Origin of the sequence: Paraburkholderia dipogonis, from assembly GCF_042680985.1 — a bacterium.
GTDB classification, from domain to species: Bacteria; Pseudomonadota; Gammaproteobacteria; order Burkholderiales; family Burkholderiaceae; genus Paraburkholderia; species Paraburkholderia phytofirmans.
The window spans coordinates 358057-379727 of the sequence record NZ_JBHUFR010000006.1; the positions used below are offsets into that span (position 1 = coordinate 358057).

Annotated in this window: 19 protein-coding genes; 8 read left to right on the plus strand and 11 right to left on the minus strand. The window is 63.1% G+C overall.

The genetic code is table 11. The annotated features are described in order from the left end of the window. Nucleotides 1–30: 30 nt before the first annotated feature. Both ACFSNN_RS06295 and ACFSNN_RS06300 read left to right on the plus strand, forming a co-directional pair. Nucleotides 31–894, plus strand: coding sequence for an NmrA family NAD(P)-binding protein (locus tag ACFSNN_RS06295; protein WP_134459893.1), 864 nt, complete (start codon nt 31–33; stop codon nt 892–894). 203 nt (nt 895–1097) lie between these two features. Further along, on the plus strand, nt 1098–1502 hold the full coding sequence (locus tag ACFSNN_RS06300) for a VOC family protein (RefSeq protein ID WP_208949537.1): 405 nt from the start codon (nt 1098–1100) through the stop codon (nt 1500–1502). A 50-nt stretch (nt 1503–1552) separates the two neighbouring features. Here ACFSNN_RS06300 and ACFSNN_RS06305 read toward each other — a convergent pair whose 3' ends face one another. Continuing rightward, nucleotides 1553–2404 (minus strand): alpha/beta fold hydrolase, encoded by an 852-nt coding sequence (locus ACFSNN_RS06305; RefSeq protein WP_134459890.1) that lies wholly within the window; start codon nt 2402–2404, stop codon nt 1553–1555. 119 nt (nt 2405–2523) lie between these two features. Between ACFSNN_RS06305 and ACFSNN_RS06310 the strand changes: the two genes are divergently transcribed. Continuing rightward, nucleotides 2524–3351: a LysR substrate-binding domain-containing protein gene (locus tag ACFSNN_RS06310; RefSeq protein ID WP_134465476.1), complete on the plus strand. Its 828-nt coding sequence runs from the start codon at nt 2524–2526 to the stop codon at nt 3349–3351. A 30-nt stretch (nt 3352–3381) separates the two neighbouring features. On the opposite strand, the gene ACFSNN_RS06315 is transcribed toward ACFSNN_RS06310, so the two are convergent. The 4 genes from ACFSNN_RS06315 to ACFSNN_RS06330 are packed head-to-tail and all read right to left on the minus strand — an operon-like array spanning nt 3382 to nt 7610. Then, entirely contained in the window at nt 3382–4314 is a 933-nt protein-coding gene (locus ACFSNN_RS06315) for a CobW family GTP-binding protein (protein ID WP_134459887.1), read from the minus strand. Further along, a complete protein-coding gene (locus ACFSNN_RS06320) occupies nt 4311–5969 on the minus strand; it encodes an amidohydrolase (RefSeq protein ID WP_134459884.1) in 1659 nt (552 codons plus the stop codon). Before ACFSNN_RS06320 ends, ACFSNN_RS06315 begins: the two co-directional genes overlap by 4 nt. A gap of 33 nt (nt 5970–6002) precedes the next feature. After that, a complete protein-coding gene (locus ACFSNN_RS06325; protein ID WP_134459881.1) occupies nt 6003–7388 on the minus strand; it encodes a sodium:solute symporter family protein in 1386 nt (461 codons plus the stop codon). Nucleotides 7389–7400: 12 nt separating this feature from the next. Further along, nucleotides 7401–7610 carry a DUF3311 domain-containing protein gene (locus ACFSNN_RS06330; protein WP_012426254.1) on the minus strand — a complete coding sequence of 70 codons (210 nt, stop codon included), beginning with the start codon at nt 7608–7610 and terminating at the stop codon, nt 7401–7403. Nucleotides 7611–7893: 283 nt separating this feature from the next. On the opposite strand from ACFSNN_RS06330, the gene ACFSNN_RS06335 reads away from it, so the two are divergent. The 5 genes from ACFSNN_RS06335 to ACFSNN_RS06355 all read left to right on the plus strand — a co-directional run bounded on the left by ACFSNN_RS06335 (nt 7894) and on the right by ACFSNN_RS06355 (nt 14284). After that, nucleotides 7894–8304, plus strand: coding sequence for a nuclear transport factor 2 family protein (locus tag ACFSNN_RS06335; RefSeq protein WP_012426255.1), 411 nt, complete (start codon nt 7894–7896; stop codon nt 8302–8304). A gap of 13 nt (nt 8305–8317) precedes the next feature. Beyond that, complete coding sequence (locus ACFSNN_RS06340; RefSeq protein ID WP_208949536.1) at nt 8318–9733, plus strand: NAD(P)/FAD-dependent oxidoreductase; 1416 nt, start codon at nt 8318–8320, stop codon at nt 9731–9733. Between the two features lie 262 nt (nt 9734–9995). Continuing rightward, on the plus strand, nt 9996–11423 hold the full coding sequence (locus ACFSNN_RS06345; protein ID WP_134459878.1) for an amino acid permease: 1428 nt from the start codon (nt 9996–9998) through the stop codon (nt 11421–11423). Between the two features lie 138 nt (nt 11424–11561). Continuing rightward, the gene (locus ACFSNN_RS06350; protein ID WP_134459875.1) at nt 11562–12551 is read left to right on the plus strand and encodes an AAA family ATPase; all 990 of its coding nucleotides are present in this window, start codon (nt 11562–11564) and stop codon (nt 12549–12551) included. Continuing rightward, the gene (locus ACFSNN_RS06355; protein ID WP_134459872.1) at nt 12548–14284 is read left to right on the plus strand and encodes a cobaltochelatase CobT-related protein; all 1737 of its coding nucleotides are present in this window, start codon (nt 12548–12550) and stop codon (nt 14282–14284) included. Before ACFSNN_RS06350 ends, ACFSNN_RS06355 begins: the two co-directional genes overlap by 4 nt. A gap of 29 nt (nt 14285–14313) precedes the next feature. Here the strand turns inward: ACFSNN_RS06355 and ACFSNN_RS06360 are convergent, their stop codons facing one another. From ACFSNN_RS06360 to ACFSNN_RS06385, 6 genes are all read right to left on the minus strand, one after another. Next, nucleotides 14314–15075, minus strand: coding sequence for a sulfite exporter TauE/SafE family protein (locus ACFSNN_RS06360; RefSeq protein WP_134459869.1), 762 nt, complete (start codon nt 15073–15075; stop codon nt 14314–14316). Beyond that, nucleotides 15072–16109 (minus strand): phosphate acetyltransferase, encoded by a 1038-nt coding sequence (gene pta / locus ACFSNN_RS06365; protein WP_134459866.1) that lies wholly within the window; start codon nt 16107–16109, stop codon nt 15072–15074. The genes ACFSNN_RS06360 and pta overlap by 4 nt, the downstream gene beginning before the upstream one ends. A gap of 147 nt (nt 16110–16256) precedes the next feature. Next, nucleotides 16257–18089, minus strand: coding sequence for a sulfoacetaldehyde acetyltransferase (gene xsc, locus ACFSNN_RS06370; protein ID WP_208949535.1), 1833 nt, complete (start codon nt 18087–18089; stop codon nt 16257–16259). A 189-nt stretch (nt 18090–18278) separates the two neighbouring features. Next, nucleotides 18279–19712 (minus strand): phosphonoacetaldehyde dehydrogenase, encoded by a 1434-nt coding sequence (gene phnY / locus ACFSNN_RS06375; RefSeq protein ID WP_134459863.1) that lies wholly within the window; start codon nt 19710–19712, stop codon nt 18279–18281. A 219-nt stretch (nt 19713–19931) separates the two neighbouring features. Beyond that, nucleotides 19932–20852 (minus strand): ABC transporter permease subunit, encoded by a 921-nt coding sequence (locus tag ACFSNN_RS06380; protein WP_134459860.1) that lies wholly within the window; start codon nt 20850–20852, stop codon nt 19932–19934. Then, a complete protein-coding gene (locus ACFSNN_RS06385) occupies nt 20845–21660 on the minus strand; it encodes a taurine ABC transporter ATP-binding protein (RefSeq protein WP_106300690.1) in 816 nt (271 codons plus the stop codon). Before ACFSNN_RS06385 ends, ACFSNN_RS06380 begins: the two co-directional genes overlap by 8 nt. Nucleotides 21661–21671: the final 11 nt, after the last annotated feature.

Consider the following 21671-nt stretch of genomic DNA (forward strand, 5'->3'; position numbering starts at 1 on the left):
CGTTATTTATCTACGCGAGGAGAAGCTGCAATGTATGCAATCACAGGGATAACAGGAAAGGTCGGTGGCGCGGTGGCGCGCACGTTGCTCGCCGCGGGCCAGCCGGTGCGCGCGGTTGTACGCGATGCCACCCGGGCACGTTCGTGGGCTGAACGCGGATGTGAAGTGGTGACCGCCAACATGGACGACGCGGCGTCGCTTACCGCCGCTTTCGAGGGCACGCAAGGCGTCTTCATTCTGCCGCCGCCGGAGTTCGATCCGTCGCCCGGCTTTCCCGAAGCGCGTGTTGTCATTGACGCCGTGCGCGGTGCGCTTCAGTCGGCGGCGCCCGGCAAGGTGGTTTGCCTGTCGACGATCGGCGCGCACGCCACTGAAACCAATCTGCTCACGCAACTTACGCTGATGGAGCAGGCGCTTCGCGATTTGCCGATGCCCGTGACTTTCTTGCGTCCCGGCTGGTTCATGGAAAACGCAGCATGGGACGTTGCGCCGGCGCGGGACAACGGAGTGATCTCCAGCTTTCTGCAACCGCTCGACAAGGCCGTGCCGATGGTCGCGACTGCTGACGTCGGCCGCGTTGCCGCGCAATTGCTTCTACAAAACTGGCGCGGCGTGCGTGTCGTCGAGTTGGAAGGGCAACGCGTGAGCCCGAACGATCTGGCGCAGACATTTGCCCAGGTGCTCGGTCGCCCGGTTCGTGCGGAGGCGGTGCCGCGCGAAACGTGGGACGCGCTGTTTCGATCCCAAGGTATGAAGGAGCCGCTGCCGCGTATGCGTATGCTCGACGGGTTCAATGAAGGATGGATCTGTTTTGAAGGCGACCCAGTCGACATCGTCAAGGGCGAAGTGGAACTGGAAACCGTTCTGCGAGATCTCGTCTCGCAGGCGGCCTAAAGATCGGCTCGTGCTCTGATCGACGGGCGAGAAAACGTGAGCAAGCCGCGCGCAAGTTGGCGCCGCATGTCCGGAAACGCCCGTCGCACGGGCCTGAGCCGCCGATAGCGCAAGCCGGGCGATGCGAGTATGGAATGTGAGCTTTTACTCGTAACATCCTCCGTACGGAACGCAGCGAGCGATCCGATTCAACGGAGATCGACATGACCGATATCGCTACCAGCATGAAGCTCAATCACGTAAGCTTCCCTTCATCCGACGTGAGCGCCACCGCCACCTTTTTCGAGGACCACCTAGGCTGTACGGTTGCCGCGCGAGGGACGAGTTGGTTTCTGAAACGCCCCGGCTTCGACATCGTGATCGATGACGCCGCCGACCATCCAGTCGAGTGGCCGCACAACTTTCATATCGGCTTCGAGCTAGCTTCTCTCGACGAGGTTCGCGCGCTTTACGAGCAGATGGCCGGCGCCGGCGTCGTGATGAAGACCGGCGTGTTCAAGCATGAACGCGGCTCGCGGTTTTTCTGCGAGGTGCCCGGTGGCGTTCTCGTCGAAATCAACACGCGTTCGGATGCCGACGAGAAATATCGCGGCACTTTCGATCGCTAACGTTCTCGACGACCGAGCCGCGGAACGCCGAACGCCAAGCCGCGCCGCAATCAGAAACTCACAAACGCCTGCACGAGCCGGTTAAATGCGCCAGCGTTCGACACATTCATACCGTGCGACGCACCGGCGATGGTTTGCCGCTCCGCATAGTCGATCCACTCCGCGAGCTTGTCGACGTTGTTGCGGAACATGCGCGGGCTGCGCTGGCCATCGATCAGCAGCGTCCTGCACTTCACGCCGCGCGCGGTTTCGCGGGAATAGGCGGGCAACGGATCGCGGAGCTGCTTGGGCAGCGTGCCCGCGTTGTCGATCGCCATGGTGCGGAACGCAGTCGGGCTCTTGCGCCACGCTCCGGGCATGCTCACCGAGTCGACGAAAAGCTCCAGGCCCGCGTCGATCTGCTGGCTCTCGATGAGTTCAGCAACGCGCGCGCGCAGCACATTGGTCGTGGCCGGCAACGTCGCGTCCGGCATGCCGTCGATCTGCAGCGGACCGCCCGGATCGGCGAGCGTCAGCGTTTTCACGAGCCGCGGATAGTCGCGCGCAACATGAAACGCGACACAGCCGCCGCGCGAATGACCGACCAGATGCACGGGCCCAAGATCGATCGCCTCGATGAACTCGGCCAGTTCACCGACATGCGTCTGCCAGCCGAACTCGCCCTGAATGCACGCCTCGCTGGCCGGCCAGTAGTGGCTCAGGCTCACCGAGATGCAGCGGAAATGCTGCGAGAGCGCCGCCATCTGCGCGTTCCAGTAGCGGTAGTCGCACAGCGAGCCGTGCACGAACACGAGCGGCTCGCCTTCTCCGCACTCGACATACGGCACGCAGATGCCCGATGCGATGGTCGCAAACGACAGTTCGGGTACGGCAAGCACTGAGAGGTCGGTACGGGCGTTCATGGACTGGCTCCTTTGCGGCCACTATGCCCCATGTCGCAACTTTAGAAAATCGCGTAATATTGATCGAATCTATCTATTTTTCTGATACCAACCCCTTGAAAGCTCTCGACCTGGACGTGATGACCATAATCGTCGCCGTCGCTGATACCGGCAATATCAGCCGGGCGGCGGAGGTCGTGCATCGGTCGCAATCGGCGGTGAGCATGCAGATCAAGACGCTCGAAACCGCGCTGGGCAAGCCGCTGTTCGTGCGCAAGCCGCGAAACGTGGTGCCCACGCAAGACGGCGAAGTCCTGCTGACCTACGCTCGCCGCATGCTCGCCTTACGAGACGAAGCCTGGGCGGCGGTGGTTCGGCCGGACGTGACGGGGCGCGTGAGCATCGGCGTGCCGGACGATTACGCGTCGTCGCTGCTGCCGCCGATCCTCAAGAAGTTTTCCGCGACCTATCCGAAGGTGGAGATTCAGGTCGTCGGTTTGCCGAGCGTCGCGCTCGCGCCGATGGTGAAAGACGGTTCCGTCGATCTGGTGTGCGCGACGCGAGTCAAGGGTTTGTCGGGCGAATTCATTCGCCATGAACCCATGGAGTGGGCGGCCGCGCCGAGCGCCGATGAAATATGGCGCGAACGTCCGTTGCCGATCGCCGTGTTCCTGCCGGGCAGCGTCGCGCGCGAGAACGCGATTCGCAGCCTGGAGCGCGCGAAGATTCCCTACCGCACCTCGTATGAAAGTCCGAGTCTGCTGGGTCTGCTGTCGATGGCCGAGGCGGGGCTCGCGATCGTGCCGCTCGCGCGCTGCGCGGTGCCGGCACACTTCACGCTGCTCGGGCGCGCGCACGGCTTGCCCGAAATCACCGCGCTTGAAATGGTGCTGGCGCGCAGCACGGCTTCGAATCGCCCGCCGTGCGATTTTCTGGCGGAGAAGATTGTCTCCGAGTTGAGGCGTTAGCTTTGTTGGCGTGCGTCCGGTTGGCCGGATTCATGCACCGATTTCAGCGGCTTTGAGCGCTGCTCTCGCATTCGACTCGTCTTCGCGACCGAACATGCCGATCAACACGATCTGCGATTGAGCGGAAGTGCGGGCCGGCGACGCGCTGATCACCACGCGGTTGCCGACCACATGCAGTTCATGCAATGCGCCGTCGCTCTCCAGTCGGACAAAACCTTTCGCACGCAACAGCTTCGCAGAGAAACTCCGCAGCGCGTCCTTGAGTTTCTTGCGGCTCAGGTACGCGTCGGTGACAAATGAAAAGCTGCACAGATCGCGCGGGGTAGGAGAGGCGGACAGTGGCATCGCGCCGATAGGGCGCGCGGGTAGTGCATGCCCCTCCTCGAAGACCAGGCCGAGCGGCACGGCTGCGTGCGTCGCTTGCACGATGACACGGCTGTTCGCCAGCGCTTCAACGCGCGCTTTGACAGCCTCGCGCGCGGGCTCGCCAAGCAGATCCATCTTGTTCAGCACGATGGCCGTGGCGCCCGCGATCTGCCGCTGCGCGATATCGCCGACATAAGGATCGGCCAGCGTTTCTTCGACGCGCTCCGCATCGACCAGCACGACGATACCGTCCAGACGAAACGCGCGATCGAGCAAGCCGATCTGCGCGATACGCACCGGGTCGGAGACGCCGCTCGCTTCGATGATCAGCAGATCGGGCGCGTCAGTGCGCGAACTTATGGCAAGCAGCGCCTCGACCAGCCGGCCGCCGATCGAACAGCAGACGCAGCCGTTTTCCAGATTGATCACGTCGTCGGTGCGCTGGCGGATCAGCGAAGCGTCGATATTGATCGAGCCAAAGTCGTTGACGAGGACGGTGATGCGCCGCGATCCGGCATTGCTCAGAATATGGTTGAGCAACGTCGTCTTTCCGGCGCCGAGATAACCGCCGATGACGACGAGCGGAATCGCGTTCATCCCGCCGGCGCCTGGAAAATGCGGCCGCCGAGCACCGTGCCCCACACTTCCAGATCCTTCAGACGTTGCGGCGCGACTTCGGCGGGGTCTTCGGCGAGCACCGCGAAGTCCGCGAATTTGCCGACTTCGATGCTGCCCACCAGGTGATCCATCTTGAGCGTGTAAGCTGCGCCGAGCGTGATCGCGCGCAACGCGTCGGCGATCGGCACGCGTTCGTTCGCACCGAGCACGCGCCCCGACGCGGTTTCGCGCTGCGACGCGCACCATGCGGTGAAGAGCGGATTGAGCGGCGTGATGGGCGCGTCGGAATGGAACGCAAACGGAATGCCCAGGCGGCGCGCAGACTCCGCCGCGTTCATGCGATTCGCGCGGTCCGCGCCCATGGTCTGCGTATAGTGCGCGTCGCCCCAGTAATAGAGGTGGTTCGAAAAGAAATTGATGCACAGGCCGAGGCTCGCCGCGCGCGCGAGCTGGCTCGCGTCCGCCATTTGACAGTGCTGCAGCGTATGCCGGTGATCGCGTCGCGGATGAAGTGTGAGAAGCCGCTCGAACGCGTCGAGCACGAGTTCGGTCGCCTCGTTGCCGTTGGTGTGCACGTGCAGTTGCAGGCCCGCTTCGTGAAACGGCGTGAACACTTCGACGAACTGGCTCGGCGGAATCAGCCACAAACCGTTGGGCTTGCCGTTCAGATAGCCGGGCCATTTCAGGCGCGCGGTGAAGCCCTGAATCGAACCGTCGACGATAAACTTGACGGGCCCGAAGTGCAGCTTCGGCGTGGCGGTTTCCATCGCCGAGAGCACCCGTTGGGCGCCGCCTTCAGGGCTGCGTTGCGGCGCGAAGGCGGGCACGATACGTACGGGAAAATCCGCGCTCGCGGTCACTTCGCGCAGATTGCGATTACCGGTTTCGGAGAAGTCGTTGACCAGATCGGTCGCGGTCGTCACGCCGGCGAGTTGCGCGACGCGGCCGAAGTTCCAGATGGCCTGCGTGCTTTCGCTCGCGGCGATCGAGAGGCCGGCACCGATCACGCGGTAGACCGGGAACATGGCGGCGAACTCCTGCAACTCGCCGGTCGGCTGGCCGCTTTCGTCCTTGTCGATGCCGTCGATATCCGTTTCTTCATCGATGCCGGCGCGCGCGAGCATCGGCGAATTGACGTTCATCAGGTGCACGCTCGCATGCAGGATCACGATGGGCCGCTCGGCTGACACGGTGTCCAGTTCGCGCACGCTCAGGCGTTGAGTGCCGAAGAAGATAGGATCGAAGCCCCATGCGAGCAGCGGAGCGTCGGCCGACGTCATTTCGGCTTGCGCCGCCTTCAGGCGCTCGATCACGGCGTCCAGCGATGTCAGGCCAGGCCAGCGCCGGCCGTCGGGGCCGCGGCGGTCGTAGTAGCCGACATAGACGGCGTCCCACATCGCGCCTTCCATCAAGTGGCAGTGGCCTTCGACGAAGCCGGGCATCAACACTTTATCGCTGAACGTATCGACGATTTCGGCATCGCCCCATTGCTTCACGTCGTCAGCGCCGCCTACCGAGAGAATCTTGCCGTCGCGAATCGCCACATGCGTCGCATAGGGTTGCATGGGATTCATCGTCACGATCTTCTTCGCGACGAAGACTTGTGTAGGGCGCTTCTCTTCTCGTTGAGTCATAGGTCGGTGATTGAAGTTCGTTTCAGCCCGGTTTCAACTGAGCGCGTGCGCACGGCTCGGTTTCGCGGTGAGGTTCACGGCGGTCAGCACCAGCAGGTTCACGCCGAGGCATACCAGCCCCAGATTGAAGCCGCCGAGATCGATCTGCAGCACGTACAGGATGATCGCCAGCAACTGCCCGGTCAACATGCCGGAGGCAATCGCGGACGGCCGCACGCGCAATCCGAACAGAACCACGATCACGCCGGGGAAGAATTGCGTCACGCCGTAATACGTGGTGTTGATCAGCGTGAGCATCAGATTCGGCGTGAGCAGTGTCATCACGATCGACACCAGCAGATACAGCACGATCACCACTTTCGCGCTCGTCTTCTGGCGAGCTTCCGGCATGCCCGGCAGCAGATTGCGTGTCACGATCGGCCCGATCGCGAGACAGATGCCGGCCAGCACGAGCAAACCGGACAGCGACGCACCGGCCGCGACGAGTCCGAGCAGCCAACCCGGCAGCAAACGGATCGCGGCAGCGAAGAACGCTTCGTTTGGCGAGGCGAGATGCAGGTTCTGACTGATCGCGTAGTACGACGCGACCACGAGAAACGGATACATCAGCATGTAAAGCGGCATCGCGACCTGTGTGCGGCGGATCGTGTTCGCGCTTTTCGCGGTAAAGAAGTTCTGCACCGCGAACGGCATGACGTAGAAGCCGAGCGACTGGAACAGCATGGTGCTCATCGAGAAGGTCAACTGGTGCGAGTTCATCCGATTGCTGACATGCTGGCTGGCGGCATGAAAGACGTCGGTCACGCCGACTTCCATCGACACGGCAACGCCGGTGACGACGATCGCGACGACCATCAGGATATCCTTCAGCACGGCGATATAAGCCGATGCCCGCACGCCGGCGATCGCAATGTAGGTGAAGGCGAGCAACGCCGCGAACAGAATCAGGTACAGCGGTTTGAAGTTCCACCCGAGTCCGTTCAACGCGGCGACGAGTCCGGTGAACTGCAACTGCCCCCACGGCAGCAGAAAGACAATCGCGGAGCCCGCGACGATCAGTTCGAGCGCGCGGCTCTGAAAATGCCCCTTGAACAGATCGGGCAGCGTGATCGCGTTATAGCGCTTGCCGGCTTGCCAGATCTTCGGGCCGATGAAATAGCCGACGGGATAGGCCAGCAGAATGTAGCCGAGAAACCAGACGCCGTAGGTCGGTCCCTTCGCATAGATGCCGCCCGGAAAACCGACCATCGTGCCGATGCTGTAGATCTCGCCGGCCGCGAGGAAGAACACGAGGTAGGCGCCGAACTGCCGCGACGCCACGAAGAAGTCATGCACGCTTTGCGGACCACGTCCCTTGTTCGAACGGATCGCGAGGTAAAGCGAGAAAGCGAGGAAGCCGAGAAAGACTGCGGTGGCCATCCGGACACTCCTTTAGCTGTTTTGCGGGTGGGACTCGTCGTGGCGGCAGTCGAACACGCGCCAGCAGATCATCAGGCACCCCGAGGTGAGGATGAACCACGCGAAGATCCAGGCGTAGATGAACGGCACGCCCAACACGAAGCGATCGACGGACGCCACCCACGGCAGCAGGCCGACCACGCCAAGATAAGGAATGCCGAGTCCGATAAACAGTTTGAGCACGTTAACTCCTCGCAGCATGTGGCCAATGCCCTCAGTGTTGCCGAACAAAAAAACAGAACCATAGAGCCAGTTGACGGGAGTCGATGAGTCCAATTCAGCAGATGCCGCAGACGCTGCGAGATCCGCGTCACGGCGCGCTGCACCAGGCGAAAGCACCTCACTGGACCTACCGGCTAAAAAACCCCCTGCCTACAATTTCCTCACGAAATCGCCGGCCACCGGCGGCGTCTCATGCCTTATCGAAACGAACGCGAAAGCGATAGTCATCCAGGAGGAGAAAGCAATGGCTCAAACACAGACCCCGCTGCAGCACGTCACGGCCGAAACGCTGGCCGCGTTTTCCGATGCGTTCAATCGTCATGACGCAAACGCGTTGATGACTTTCATGACCGACGATTGCGTGTTCGATGCAGCGGGCGGTCCGGAAGTCTTCGGCACGCGCTTCGTGGGCCGTGAGGCGACGCGTGCGGCTTTCGAAGCCGTCTTCAAGACCTTTCCCGACGCGCATTGGGGGCAAGGCCGCCATTACGTGAGCGGCGAGCGCGGCGTGTCCGAGTGGGTGTTCACGGGAACGCACGCGGAAGGCTGGCGCATCGAGGCGGAAGGTTGCGACCTGTTCGAATTCCGCGACGGCCTCATCGCTGTCAAGCGGGCCTTCCGCAAGGAACGTCCGAAGCAGAACCTCGCACGCTGATCGGGAGCTTCACATGGAGCACAGTGAAATCGAACGGGTCGCGCAAGGCATGCCGTCCGGCCGCGAAGACGATACGCGCTACGATCCGGCGTACGACCCGCTGGTGTCGCCCGGGCCGGGCTGGGGCAAGCAATACGCGCCGACCTACTGGGTCGCGACCGCGGGCACGCCGCCCGAAGACGACGGTCCGATCACGGCGGACGTCGACGTGGACGTGGCGATTATCGGCGGCGGCTATACCGGGCTCGCCACGGCGCTCTGTCTTGCGCGGGAGCACGGCATCAAGGCGGTCGTGCTGGAAGCCAACAAGACGAGCTGGGGCTGCAGCAGCCGCAACGGCGGCCAAGGTCAGAACGCCTCGGGCCGGCTGTCGCGTTCGCAATGGATCGAGCGTTGGGGTAAAGACGTCGCGTTGAAAATGCACGACGAGATTCAGGAAGGGTTCGACAACTTCAAGTCGCTGGTCGCGGAGATCGATTGCGATCCGCAACCCGGTGGCCACTTTCTGATCGCGCACCGGCCGCGCATCATGCAGAAGCTCGCCGCCGAGGCCAAGGTCTGGAAGGACGTGTTCGGCTATCCGTCCGAGTTGATCGACAAGCAGACCTTCCAGCGCGAATATGTCAACGATCACGAAGCAGCGGGCGCGCTGCACGAGCCCGAAGGCATCGGCATTCATGCGTTGAAGCTCGCCTTCGGTTATCTGCGGCTGGCCCGCGAAGCGGGCGCCAAGGTGCATCCGGCGAGCCCGGTGCTCGGCTGGGAAACGATCAACGGCGTGCATCATTTGCGCACGCCTGGCGGCATCGTGCGCGCGCGCGCGGTCGGCATTGCAACGGGCGCGTATACGGCGCAAACACTGCACAACTCGCTGCGTAGCCGCATCATGCCGATCCTGTCGAATTCGATGGTCACGCGGCCCCTCACGAAGCAGGAAATCGACGCGTGCAACTTTCGCACGACCCAGGTGCTGACCGATACGCGCACGCTGCGCTTCTACTATCGCTTTCTGCCGGACAACCGCTTGCAGATCGGCAGCCGTTCCGCGATCACCGGCGCCGACGCGCCCAATTCGCGCCACTACGATCTGCTGGTGGAAGGCATGTTGCGCAAGTTTCCGGCCTTGCGCGGCGTCGCGATCGATTATTCATGGTGGGGCTGGGTGGACGTCAGCCACGACATGATGCCGCGCGTGTATCAGCCGGATCCAATGCAGACCGTGTACTACGCGCTTGGCTACGGCGGCAACGGCGTGTCGTATTCGCAGCAGGCCGGGCGGCGGCTCGCTGAACGTATCGCGGGAAAGGGCGCGAAACAGACGTTGCCGATCTTCACCTCGCCGTTGCCTGGGCACCCGTTCGCGCCATTCCGGCGAATCGGCCAGCGGATGCTGTATCAACTGTATTTCCGGCGCGACGAAAAGCCTTGATGCGGCAGGACGAAAATCGCCTACGCGCCGTGCGGCGCTGAACTTGCAACTTGGCGCTAGCAACTTGCCGCTCGCGCTGCGCAAACGGCGCGCCAAACAGCGCACACTTGCACCACGCACGAGAGTCGCGCGGTGCTTCATAAAAATCCTGGGCGGGACGCATGGGCGTCCCGCCCCATCCAGTATTGACGACGATAGGACTCGGGCGGCCGCGAAAGCAGGCCGGCCCGGTCCGCGATCGGATAACGGAATTGGAGGTGACATGCAGCGATCTACAGACACAACGGAATTGAAGGCGGGCCTCAAACAGCGCCACATGACGATGATCGCGCTCGGCGGCGTGATCGGCGCGGGGCTCTTCGTCGGCAGCGGCGTGGTCGTGCAACAGGCCGGCCCCGCGGCCGTGCTGTCGTTTCTGATCACCGGCGCGCTGGTCGTGCTGGTCATGCGGATGCTCGGCGAAATGGCTTGCGCGATGCCGGCCGTCGGTTCGTTCTACGAATACGCGCGGCTCGCGTTCGGCGGCAAGCGCGCGTCGGGCAACCTCGCCGGTTTTCTGACCGGCTGGATGTACTGGTATTTCTGGGTCATCGTCGTCGCGGTGGAGGCCGTGGCCGGGGCGAAACTCGTGCAGTTCTGGCTGCCCGACGTTCCCGCGTGGGCGATCAGCCTCGTGTTGCTGGTCACGCTCACGGCGACCAACCTCGTCTCGGTCGGCAGTTACGGTGAATTCGAGTTCTGGTTCGCGTCGATCAAGGTCGCGGCGATCATGGTGTTCCTGTTTCTCGGCGGCATGTATGTGCTGGGACTGTGGCCCGCGGCGAAGCACGTCACCGCCGTTCTGCCGACGCTGCTCTCGCACGGCGGTTTGATGCCGAAGGGAATCGGACCCGTGCTGAGCGGCGCGGTTGCGGCCACGGGCTTTTACTTCGGCGCGGAGATCGTCACGATCGCGGCGGCCGAAGCGCAGGAGCCGGCCAAGGCCGTCGCCAAAGCGACGAACTCGGTGATCACGCGCGTGCTGGTGTTTTATGTCGGCTCGATTCTGCTCGTCGTCGCGCTGGTGCCGTGGAATTCCCCGAAGATGGCGACGCCGTATGTGAGCGCGCTCGATGCCATGGGTATTCCCGCCGCCGCCAGCGTCATGAACGCCATCGTGCTGACCGCGGTGCTCTCCGCGCTCAATTCAGGGCTCTACGCCGCGTCGCGGATGATCTTCGCGCTGACACGCCACGGCGACGCGCCCGCCGCGCTCGCCAAGGTCAATCGTCGCGGCGTGCCGGTTCGCGCGATTCTGATCGGCACCGTGTTCGGTTATGCGTCGGTGGTGATGTCGTATGTGTCGCCGGACACCGTCTTCGCCTTCCTCGTGAATTCGTACGGCACGGTGGCGATTTTCGTCTACGTGCTGATCGCGATCTCTCAACTGAAACTGCGCGCTCGCATCGAACGGGATGCGCCGGAGAAGCTGCGCGTCCGGATGTGGTGCTACCCGTACCTCACGTGGGTCGCGATCATCGGCATGGTCGGCATTCTGGTAGCGATGGCGTTTATTCCCGAGCAACGTCAACCGTTGTGGTTCGGAGTCGCGAGCCTCGGCGTGCTGCTGCTCGCTTATCTGCTGCGCGTCCGCAAACCCGATGCCGGGTTTCGCGAACCGGACACGCTGGAATACCGGCACCACCACTGAAATCAGCGTTACGCCATCGTTTTAAAAAACGAGATGATTTGTATCGAAAAAAGAAAGTGCGTATGATGGACCGACAAGGCCGCGCTGCCAGCTTGCTGAGCGCCGGCCTTCGTCGTGACGAAGTGCGAGGAGACCGCAGTGACCGATATCGTGACAGGCAAGCCAGACCGGATGGTCTCGGTGCGCACGCTGTTTGGCATCGACTCAGGCTTGATGGTGCCGGCCTTTAGCGAAAGGGACGACCACGTTCCGGAAATCGACGAGGTGTATCGCTTCAATCCAGAAGTGACGCTGGCGATTCTCGCCGGCTTCATGCGCGAGCGCCGCGTGATGGTGCAGGGCCTGCACGGCACCGGCAAATCCACTCATATCGAACAGGTGGCGGCGCGCCTGAACTGGCCGTGCGTGCGCGTGAATCTCGACGGGCATATCAGCCGTCTCGATCTCGTTGGCAAAGACGCGATCATCGTGCGCGACGACGTGCAGATCACCGAATTTCAGGAAGGTATCGTGCCGTGGGCGCTGCAACGTCCCATGGCGTTGATCTTCGACGAATACGACGCGGGCCGTCCCGACGTGATGTTCGTGATCCAGCGCATTCTCGAGCGCGACGGCAAATTCACGCTGCTCGATCAGAACCGCGTGATTCATCCGCACCCGTATTTCCGGCTGTTCGCTACGACCAACACGGTCGGCCTGGGCAATCTGAACGGTCTTTACCACGGCACGCAGTTGTTGAATCACGCGCAGCTGGACCGTTGGAACGTGGTCGCCACGCTCAACTATCTGCCGCGTGCCGAGGAAGCCGGCATCGTGCTGGCGCGCGTGCCCGAACTCGCCGACGAGACCGGCCGCGCGCTGATCGAGTCGATGATTAGCGTGGCGGAGCTAACGCGCAAAGGCTTCGCCACTGGCGATCTGTCCACGCTGATGTCGCCGCGCACCGTGATCGACTGGGCGGAAAACTGCCAGATCTTCCGCGATCCGGCCATGGCGTTTCGCCTGACCTTCGTCAACAAGTGCGACGAAGCAGAGCGGCCCATCGTGGCCGAGTATTTCCAGCGCTGCTTCGATAGGGAACTGGAAAGCGCGGCGGAGCGCGAGATGCGCTCGACGGTGCCGCAATGACGCCTGCCGAGCGGCAAGCAGCACGCCGCGCCGAACAGCGTCAGAACCTGTGCGCGGCGGCGGTGCGCGCGTTGACCGGGGACGCGGAGCTGCATTACCGCGCCGGCCGTTTATATCGTGGTCTGCGTCCGGTGCATCTGCATGCGCCGCATCTGCGCATGGACGCGCAACCAGATGATCTGCGTTCCCTGCGCGGCGCCGCGGACGGCGCAGCATTACGCCTCACGCATTCCGACGCGAAGCTCCACGCGAGTCTGTGTCCAGGCGAACCGGCCGAGCCGGTGGAGCGACTCCTGTTCGAACTGTTCGAGCAATTACGTTGCGAAGCGCTAGCGCCGGCCAGCATGCCGGGACTCGCGCAGAATCTGCGCCATCGCTTCGAAACATGGTCGCGCGCTTTCTATCGCACGGGACTGACCGACGGCCATCTCGGCATTCTGCTTTACACCGTGGCGCAGATCGTCTGGTCGCGTCTGTCAGGCTGGCCCGTGCTGGAAGAAACAGAAGGTCTGATCGAAGCCACCCGCGCCGCGATCACACCGACCTTGGGCGTGCCGCTCGCGGCGCTGCGGCGGCATCGAACGGAGCAGGGCGAGTTTGCCATTCATGCGCTCGAATTGGCCCGTCTCGTCGGCCAGATGATGCGTGACGCCCGTGCACAGTCCGTCGAGGGAGACGACGAGCCGGCGCCCGAAGACGACGAAGCCGTGCGCGCCATGTTCGCGCTCTGGTTCGATACCGACGAAGGCGAGCAGCTCGACATGGGCCTTGCCGCCACCGGCGACAGCCGCGTGCTCAGAGACGCGGAGCATCGCTACCTGGCTTACACCACGCGCTACGATCGTGAGTTCATGCCGGGCTCGCGCATCCGCGGCGAGTTGCTGGCCGAATACCGCGACCAGCTCGACAAGCGTATTGCCGCGCAGCGCATCAACGTGCCGCGACTCGCGTATGCGCTCAAGGCGGCGCTCGCCGTGCCGCAACGCGACGGCTGGTCGTTCGGCGAAGAGCGCGGCCGTATCGACGGCCGGCGTCTCGCGCAGCTGGTCAGTTCGCCGGCCGAGCGGCGTCTGTTTCTGCTCGAGCGGTACAAGCCGCTCGCCGATTGCGTGGTGAGCTTTCTCATTGATTGTTCGGGTTCGATGCGCACGTATATCGAGCCGGTGGCGCTGCTGGTGGACGTGCTCACTCGCGCGCTCGATCAGGCGGGCGTCGCCAGCGAGGTGCTCGGTTTCTCGACCGGCGCCTGGAATGGCGGCCGCGCGCGGCAAGATTGGCTGGCCGGCGGCCGGCCGTCTCATCCGGGGCGGCTCAACGAGGTCGCTCATCTCATCTTCAAGGATGCGGCGACGAGCTGGCGGCGCGCTCGCGCCGACATCGCCGCATTGTTCAAGGCCGATCTGTTTCGCGAAGGCGTGGACGGCGAAGCGGTCGACTGGGCCTGCACGCGGCTGCGAGCGCGTGCCGAGGCGCGGCGGATTCTCGTCGTGATCTCGGACGGCAGTCCGATGGACAGTGCCACCGCTCAGGTCAACGACACCTACTATCTCGACAATCACCTGAAGCAGGTCGTCGAACGCAACGAAGCCGCGCGCGATGTCGAGTTGCTGGGCCTTGGCGTCGGACTCGATCTCAGTCCGTATTACCGCCGTTGCCTCGCGGTCGATCTGTCCACGCCGCCTGACATGTCGTTGTTTGCGGAACTCGTTGGCTGGATCGGGGCGCGGCGCTAGGGCGCTAGGCCGCTTGTGTCCGCGGCGTCTTAGCGGAGCAGCTGCTGCAACGCGTGCAGGATCAGCGAGCCGCCGATCACCACCAGAATCGCGTACGCGATGCGGCGCGTCACCACACTCGACAGCGGCGGCGGATACTGCCGCGCTACGAGCGTCATCAGCGCGACGACCGGGACTGCGAACGCGGCCTGCATCCACACATCGGCGTCGAGTTGGCCCAGGTACGCGCTGAACAGCGTGCGAATGGTTGAAGTCACCGTAAAAATCAGAATCAACGCGTAGCGGATCTGCACGAGCGAGAGCGGCTGGCGATAGAACTGAAAAATCAACGGCGGCCCGGATACGCCGAACATCCCGCTCAGCAGACCGCCAAAGAGGCCGCTGACAAAAAAACTTCCGTCTCCTGAGCGGCAAGCGAGCGGCGTTGGCCGCAGCGCCGCGCTTAAGCCGCCATACAGCACCACGGCGCCCAGCAGCAGTTGCAACATGCTGGACGCCGCAGTGCTCAACAGATTCAGCACCAGCACGCCCGCTACGACCGACGGCAGAATGCCCAACGTAGCGGCGCCGACCGCCCGCCAGTCGATGTGATGCAGTTTGCCGGGCAAGGCAGTCGCGCTGTTGGCGAGCGTCACGAGGCTGAGCAACGCGGCGAGACTGGTCACCGGCGCCAGGTCCAGGCCGCTGGCGGCGCCGATCACGATCATGCTCAGGCCGAAGCCGGTGATGGTTTGAAAATAGCTCGCGACGCCCATCAGCGCGAGCAGAGGCAGCAACTTCTGAACGATCATGAATGGGACGGCGTGAGGAGGGCGTCGGGATGCGTCAGCGCGGCTTGCGCCTGGACCGCGGTGACAGCGGTGACGTAATAGATGTCGTCCGCGCTGCAGCCGCGCGAGAGGTCGTTGGCGGGCTTGCGCAGGCCTTGCAGCAAGGGGCCGATCGCCTTCGCGCCGCCGATCCGCTCGGCCAGCTTGTAGCCGATATTGCCCGCCTCGAGACTCGGAAACACCAGCACGTTGGCGTGGCCTTCCACCTGCGAATGCTTGACCTTGCGCAGCGCGATTTCGGAGACGATGGCCGCGTCGAGTTGCACGTCGCCGTCGATCGCGAGATGCGGGCGGCGTTCCTGCACGATATGGGTTGCATTGACCACTTTGTCGACTGCCGCATGATGCGCGCTGCCGCTCGTCGAAAACGACAGCATGGCCACGCGCGGCTCGTCCATTAGCAGGCTTTTTGCGCTGTCCGCCGCTGCCATCGCGATCTCGGCGAGTTGGGCGGCGTCGGGTTCCACCACGAGCGCGCAGTCGGAAAAGATCAGGCCGCCCTTGAGCGTGTGGAACGGTTCGCACAGCATCATCAGAAAGAAACTCGAGACGAGCTTGAATGATGGCGCAATGCCGATGATCTGGATCGCAGTGCGCACCACGTCGGCGGTGGTGTTGACCGCGCCGGACACGGAACCGTCGGCATGGCCGAGGCGCACCATCAGGTTCGCAAAGCATAGCGGGTTGAGGACTTCTACCCGCGCCTGTTCGAGCGTCATGCCTTTCTTGCTGCGCAATGCGAACAGTTCGTCGGCGTATAACGGTGCGAGCGCCGAAGTGGCGGGGTCGACCAGTTCCATACCGGATAGATCGACGTCGAAGCCGGCGGCGGCCTCGCGGAAACGCGTGGCGTCGCCCACCAGCAGAATGCGCGCAATGCCTTCCAGGCTCGCGCGCTGCGCCGCTTGCAGCACGCGCGGATCCTCGGCCTCGCTCAGCACGATGCGCATCGGCGAACGGCGCGCTTGTTCAATGATGCGGTTGATGGCTTTCATAGCGTGGCCGAGTGGAGAAATAGCGAGAACCTGGAACGAAGAAGCCGGAGACAGCGCGCGTGAAAAGAATGCGCGCTGCTTCCGGCCAGTGTGCGCGGCGGCCTAGGTCCGTTTGAACACGGAGGCCGCGCGCGCCGCAAAACACGCTCAGACGTAGTCCTTGTACTTGTCGAGCATGCGCACCGGCTTGGAGAGCGCGTCGCGGCGGAACGGATCGCCGAGTTCACGCGTACACATGATTTCGATGATGGTGGTCTTGCCGTGATTCATCTGCGCGTCGATCGCGCGCTTGAGCGCCGGGCCCACATCTTCGAGACGATCCACCACGATGCCTTCGGCGCCCATTGCGCGGGCAATCGCCGCGAAGCTCTGGTTGTCGAGTTCACCGGCGACGAAGCGGCGGTTGTAGAAATCCACCTGGTTCTTCTTCTCCGCGCCCCACTGGCGGTTGTGGAACACCACGGCCGTTACCGGAATGTTGTGGCGGACACAGGTCATGGTTTCCATCAGGCTCATGCCCCATGCGCCATCGCCCGCATACGACACGGCCGGACGATGCGGCGCGGCAACCTTGGCGCCGATGATGGTCGGAAACGCGTAACCGCAATTGCCCCAGCTCATCGCCGCGAAGAAGCTGCGCGGCTTGTTGAAGCGCAGATAGCTGTTGGCCACCGAATTGATGTTGCCGATGTCGGTCGAGACCATGACGTCTTCCGGCATGGCCTTTTCCAACTCGCGCAGCACCTGGCGCGGATGCAGATAGGTGCCGCCGCCAGGCGTGCGTTCGTGCTTCTGCTCCTCGATCATGTCGAGACTGTAGGCGTCGCGCTCGTGGGTCCAGTCGTCGAGTTCCTTTTCCCAGGCGGCTTTCTCGGACGCGATCTGAGCGCCGCGTTCCTCGCGCGTGGCGTCGCTTGCGAGCTTGCGTCCCGCAAGGCGTTCGGTCAGCGCGACGGCGGCTGCTTTCGCGTCGCCGCAGATGCCCACCGAAATCTTCTTCACCAGGCCGAGCATCTTGTGATCGGCATCGATCTGGATGATCTTCGCGTTGGTCGGCCAGTAGTCCATGCCGTGCTGCGGCAACGTGCCGAACGGTCCGAGGCGCGAGCCGAGTGCAATGACGACGTCGGCGCGCGACAGCAGCTTCATGGCCGCCTTCGAGCCTTGATAGCCGAGCGGGCCGCACCACAGCGGATGGTTGGCGGGGAAAGAATCGTTGTGCAGATAGCTGTTGACGACCGGCGCGTTCAAACGTTCGGCGAGCGCCTTGCATTCTTCGATCGCATCGGCCATCACCACGCCGCCGCCGGAAATGATCACCGGGAACTTGGCTTGCGCGAGCAGCTCGGCCGCTTCGTTCAGGCGTTGCTCACCGCCCGCGCCGCGATCGAGACGCTGCGGCTGCGGAATTTCCACCTTGACCTGACCATAGAAGTAATCGCGCGGGATGTTGAGCTGGGTCGGTCCCATTTCCGCCATCGCGCGGTCGAAGCAGCGGCCGGTGAATTCGGCCATGCGGGCCGGATGGGTGACGTGGCCTTGATACTTGGTGAACTCCTGAAACATGGGCAGTTGCTTGGCTTCCTGGAAGCCGCCCAGACCGATGCCCATGGTGCCGGCCTCCGGCGTAACGATCACGACCGGGCTGTGCGCCCAATAGGCCGCCGCAATGGCGGTGACGCAGTTGCTGATGCCCGGGCCGTTCTGGCCGATCACCACGCCGTGACGCCCTGAGACGCGCGAATAGCCGTCGGCCATGTGACCGGCGCCTTGCTCGTGCACGACCGGAATCAGGCGGATGCCGGCCGGCGCGAAGATGTCCATGGCGTCCATGAAGGCGGAGCCCATGATGCCGAACATATCGGTCACGCCGTTGGCCGCCAGGGTTTCGACAAACGCTTCCGACGGCGTCATGGCCTGCGGGCCACTGGCACGGTTGTCGGCGGTCGCGTCACGCGGGGAAGGATTCTGCTCGCTCATGGGGTGTCTCCAGCTCTTCGAGATAAGTGGAACAAAAAATACCGAAAAATGCTTGGTGTCTGAAATGTAGGCCAGCGGTTTGCGTCAGTCAACAAAAATTCAAATAAATGGAACGTTTTGTATCAAATAAATGTAGTGTTTCGTGAGGATGCAGTCTGCGTCTTGGTAGCGCCGGCCATTGCCGCGGCCTTACTGCCACGGCAACGAGTAAGTTTTGACGTTAGTGAAGCTCTTGATCGCTTCCTGAACGCCTTCCTTGTAGCCGAGCCCCGAGTCCTTGATGCCGCCGAACGGCGTCAGTTCGAGCCGGTAGCCCGGCACCTCGCGCACGTTCACGCTGCCCACCTCCAGCTCCGCGATAAACCGCGTGATGTAGTCGAGCCGGTTCGTGCAGACGGACGAGGACAGGCCGTAATCGGTGGAGTTGGAGAGTCGGATCGCTTCGTCGATATCGCGGAAACGGATGACCGGCGAAACCGGCCCGAAGGTTTCATAGCGAACGAGCGGCATATCCGGCGTGGCGTGATCGACCACGGTCGGCGAATAGAGCGCGCCGCGGCGCACGTTGCCGAGCAGCAGCTTCGCGCCGCGGCGCACGGCGTCGTTGACTTGCGCTTCGAAGAACTTCGCCGCGTCTTCGTCGATCACGGTGCCCATGTCGGTGGCGGGATCGGCCGGGTCGCCGTAGCGTATTGCGCGGGTCTTCTCCACCAGCAATTCGACGAAGCGCTCCGCCACCGCCTCATGCACGAGCATCCGCTTGATGGCGGTGCAGCGCTGCCCCGAGTTCTTGTACGAGCCGGAAACAGCCAGCGTGCTCGCTTCGTCGAGGTCCGCGTCTTCCATCACGATGATCGGATCGTTGCCGCCCAGTTCTAGAACCGCGCGCCGGTAACCCATCTTGTTCGCGATGTATTTGCCGATGGCGACGCCGCCCGTGAACGTAATCAGGTCGACGCGCGGGTTCGTGATGAGTTCGTCGGCGATGTCTTTCGGGTCGCCCGTTACCACCTGCAGCATCTGTTGCGGCAGACCGGCGCTGTAGAGAGTCTCGGCGAGCAGGCAGGTGGACAGCGGCACCTTTTCCGACGGCTTGACGACGATCCGGTTATTGGTCGCGATGGACGGCACGATCTTGTGCGCCACCTGGTTCATCGGATGATTGAATGGCGTAATCGCGCAGATCACGCCGAGCAGCGGCTCGCGCTGCGTGTAGACGCGGCGCTGTTTGCCGTGCGGCGTCAGATCGCAGGAGAAGATCTGGCCGTCATCCTTCAACGCTTCATTGGCGCCGAAAACCAATACGTCGCTGACGCGGCCCGCTTCGTATAACGAATCCTTTTTGCAGAGCCCGGATTCCGCGGTGATCAGGTCGGCGATTTCGTTTGTCCGTTCGCGCACGATATCCGCCGCGCGGCGCAGGATCTGCGCGCGTTCATAGCGTGTGAGTTTGGCGCGATACGCATGCGCATACTCGAAAGCGTGGCGCGCGTCGTCCACGGTGGCTTTGGGAACCGTGCCGACCAGTTCGCGCGTATAGGGGTTGAATACCTCGATGACCTCAGCGCGCGTGACCCTTTCACCGCCGATGCGCATGGCTTCGTGCCGGACTGCGGAAGGCATCCGTGGTTTGAAAATGGCGTTCACGCGGCCCCCTGGCTGGATTGACGATCGTGGAAGGTAAATGTCTTACCGTTGAGGTCGATAGTGCCGTTGGGGACGGCAGCGGGGTAGAGCCAGTGCGGGGGAGTCGCTGAGTCCAGCGCGGCGCGTCTACGGCGCGTCCGGAAAAGAGCAAGGGCCCAATGAAGGGCCCTTGTCAGCAGCATACGTGCAGCGTTGTCAAACTTTCCCTTTCCACGGCACCAGCACGCGCTCGATATAACGCATCAGCAAATCGAAGCACAGCGCAAAGAAGCCGATCACGATGATCCCCATGATCACCACGTCGCTCGCCAGAAATTCCGCCGCGTTGAGCACCATGAAGCCGAGGCCGCTGTTCGAGGCGACCATTTCAGCGGCCACCAGCGTCGTCCAACCCACGCCGATGCCGATTCGCATGCCGGTGAAGATCTCCGGCATCGCCGACTTCAGGATCACGTACAGCACCACTTGCGTACGCGAGGCGCCCATCGAATAGGCGGCATGAATCTGTTCGATCGACACCGAGCGCACGCCTGCGCGCGCCGCAATCGCGAGCGGCGCGAAGATCGCCAGATAGATCAGCAGCACCTTCGAAAATTCGCCGATGCCGAACCAGATGATGATGAGCGGCAAATAGGCGAGCGGCGGCAACGGCCGGTAGAACTCGATCGGTGGATCGAACGCACCGCGCGCGAAGCGGGACACGCCCATCATCACGCCGACGGGTATTGCCGTCACACAGGCGAGCGCGAACGCGCCGAACACGCGCAGCAAGCTGATGCCGGTGTGCTGCGCGAGCGTCGAGTTGGCGAAGCCCTCCGTGGCGACATAGATGAACTTCGCGTAGACGGCCTGCGGCGATGGCAGGAACAGCGGCTTGATCCAGTGCAGATTGGTCGCCGCGAACCAGAGCGCGATGAACGCGGCGACCGTGATCAGGCTCGTGGCGACGCTGCTGCCTTGTCCCGGCACGCCGAACGTGTCGCCGGGTCGGGCGGGCTTCTTCGCGAGCATACGAGGTCCACGGCCCGGTCTGCGGGGCGGCTGGATCGGCGAGTTCGTCTCCATTTGCGCGGCCTCGCCGTGCAACACGGCATGAGCGGATTTAGAACTAAACATGAGCGACTCCGGCCTCGGCGGCATGCATCTTCTCGTCGCCGTAGATGATGTTGAGAACCTGCTCGCGCATTGCGATGAAATCGGGACTCGATTTGATCGCCCGTGCGTCGCGCGTTTCGAGAAAACGACGGTTAAAGTCCAGTTCGTAGGTATGCGTGATACGGCCGGGACGCGGCGACATCACGATGAGCCGGCTCGCAAGGAACAGTGCTTCCTCCACACTGTGCGTGATGAAGAAGAACATCTTGTTGGTCTTCTTCCAGACGTCGAGCAGAAGCTCCTGAATGGTCTCGCGAGTGAGCGCGTCGAGCGCGGCCATCGGTTCGTCCATCAGCAGCATCGCCGGATCGCAGGTGAGCGCGCGGGCAATGCCGACGCGCTGCTGCATGCCGCCGGAGAGCTGATAGATCATGTGCTTGTGGAAGTCCTGCAAGCCGACCAGCGCGAGATTGCGCACGGCAATTTCGCGCCGTTGCGCGCGCGGCACGCCTTGCAGCTTGAGGCCGAATTCCGCGTTGTCGATCACGTTGAGCCACGGCAATAGCGCGTGCTTCTGGAACACCACGCCGCGGTCCGCCCCCGGCCCCGCGATAGGTTCGCCGCCGAGCAGCAATTCGCCGCGGCTCGGCGCGATGAAACCGGCCATTAGCGATAACAGCGTGGTCTTGCCGCAGCCGGATGCGCCCAGCGCGACCACGAAGTCACCCGAGCGGATGGTCAGGTTGATATCGTCGAGCGCCTGGACGGTCTGGCCGGGCCGTCGCCCCGGAAACACCACGCTCACGTTCCTGACAGTCATGTTTTCCATGTTGCCTCCCT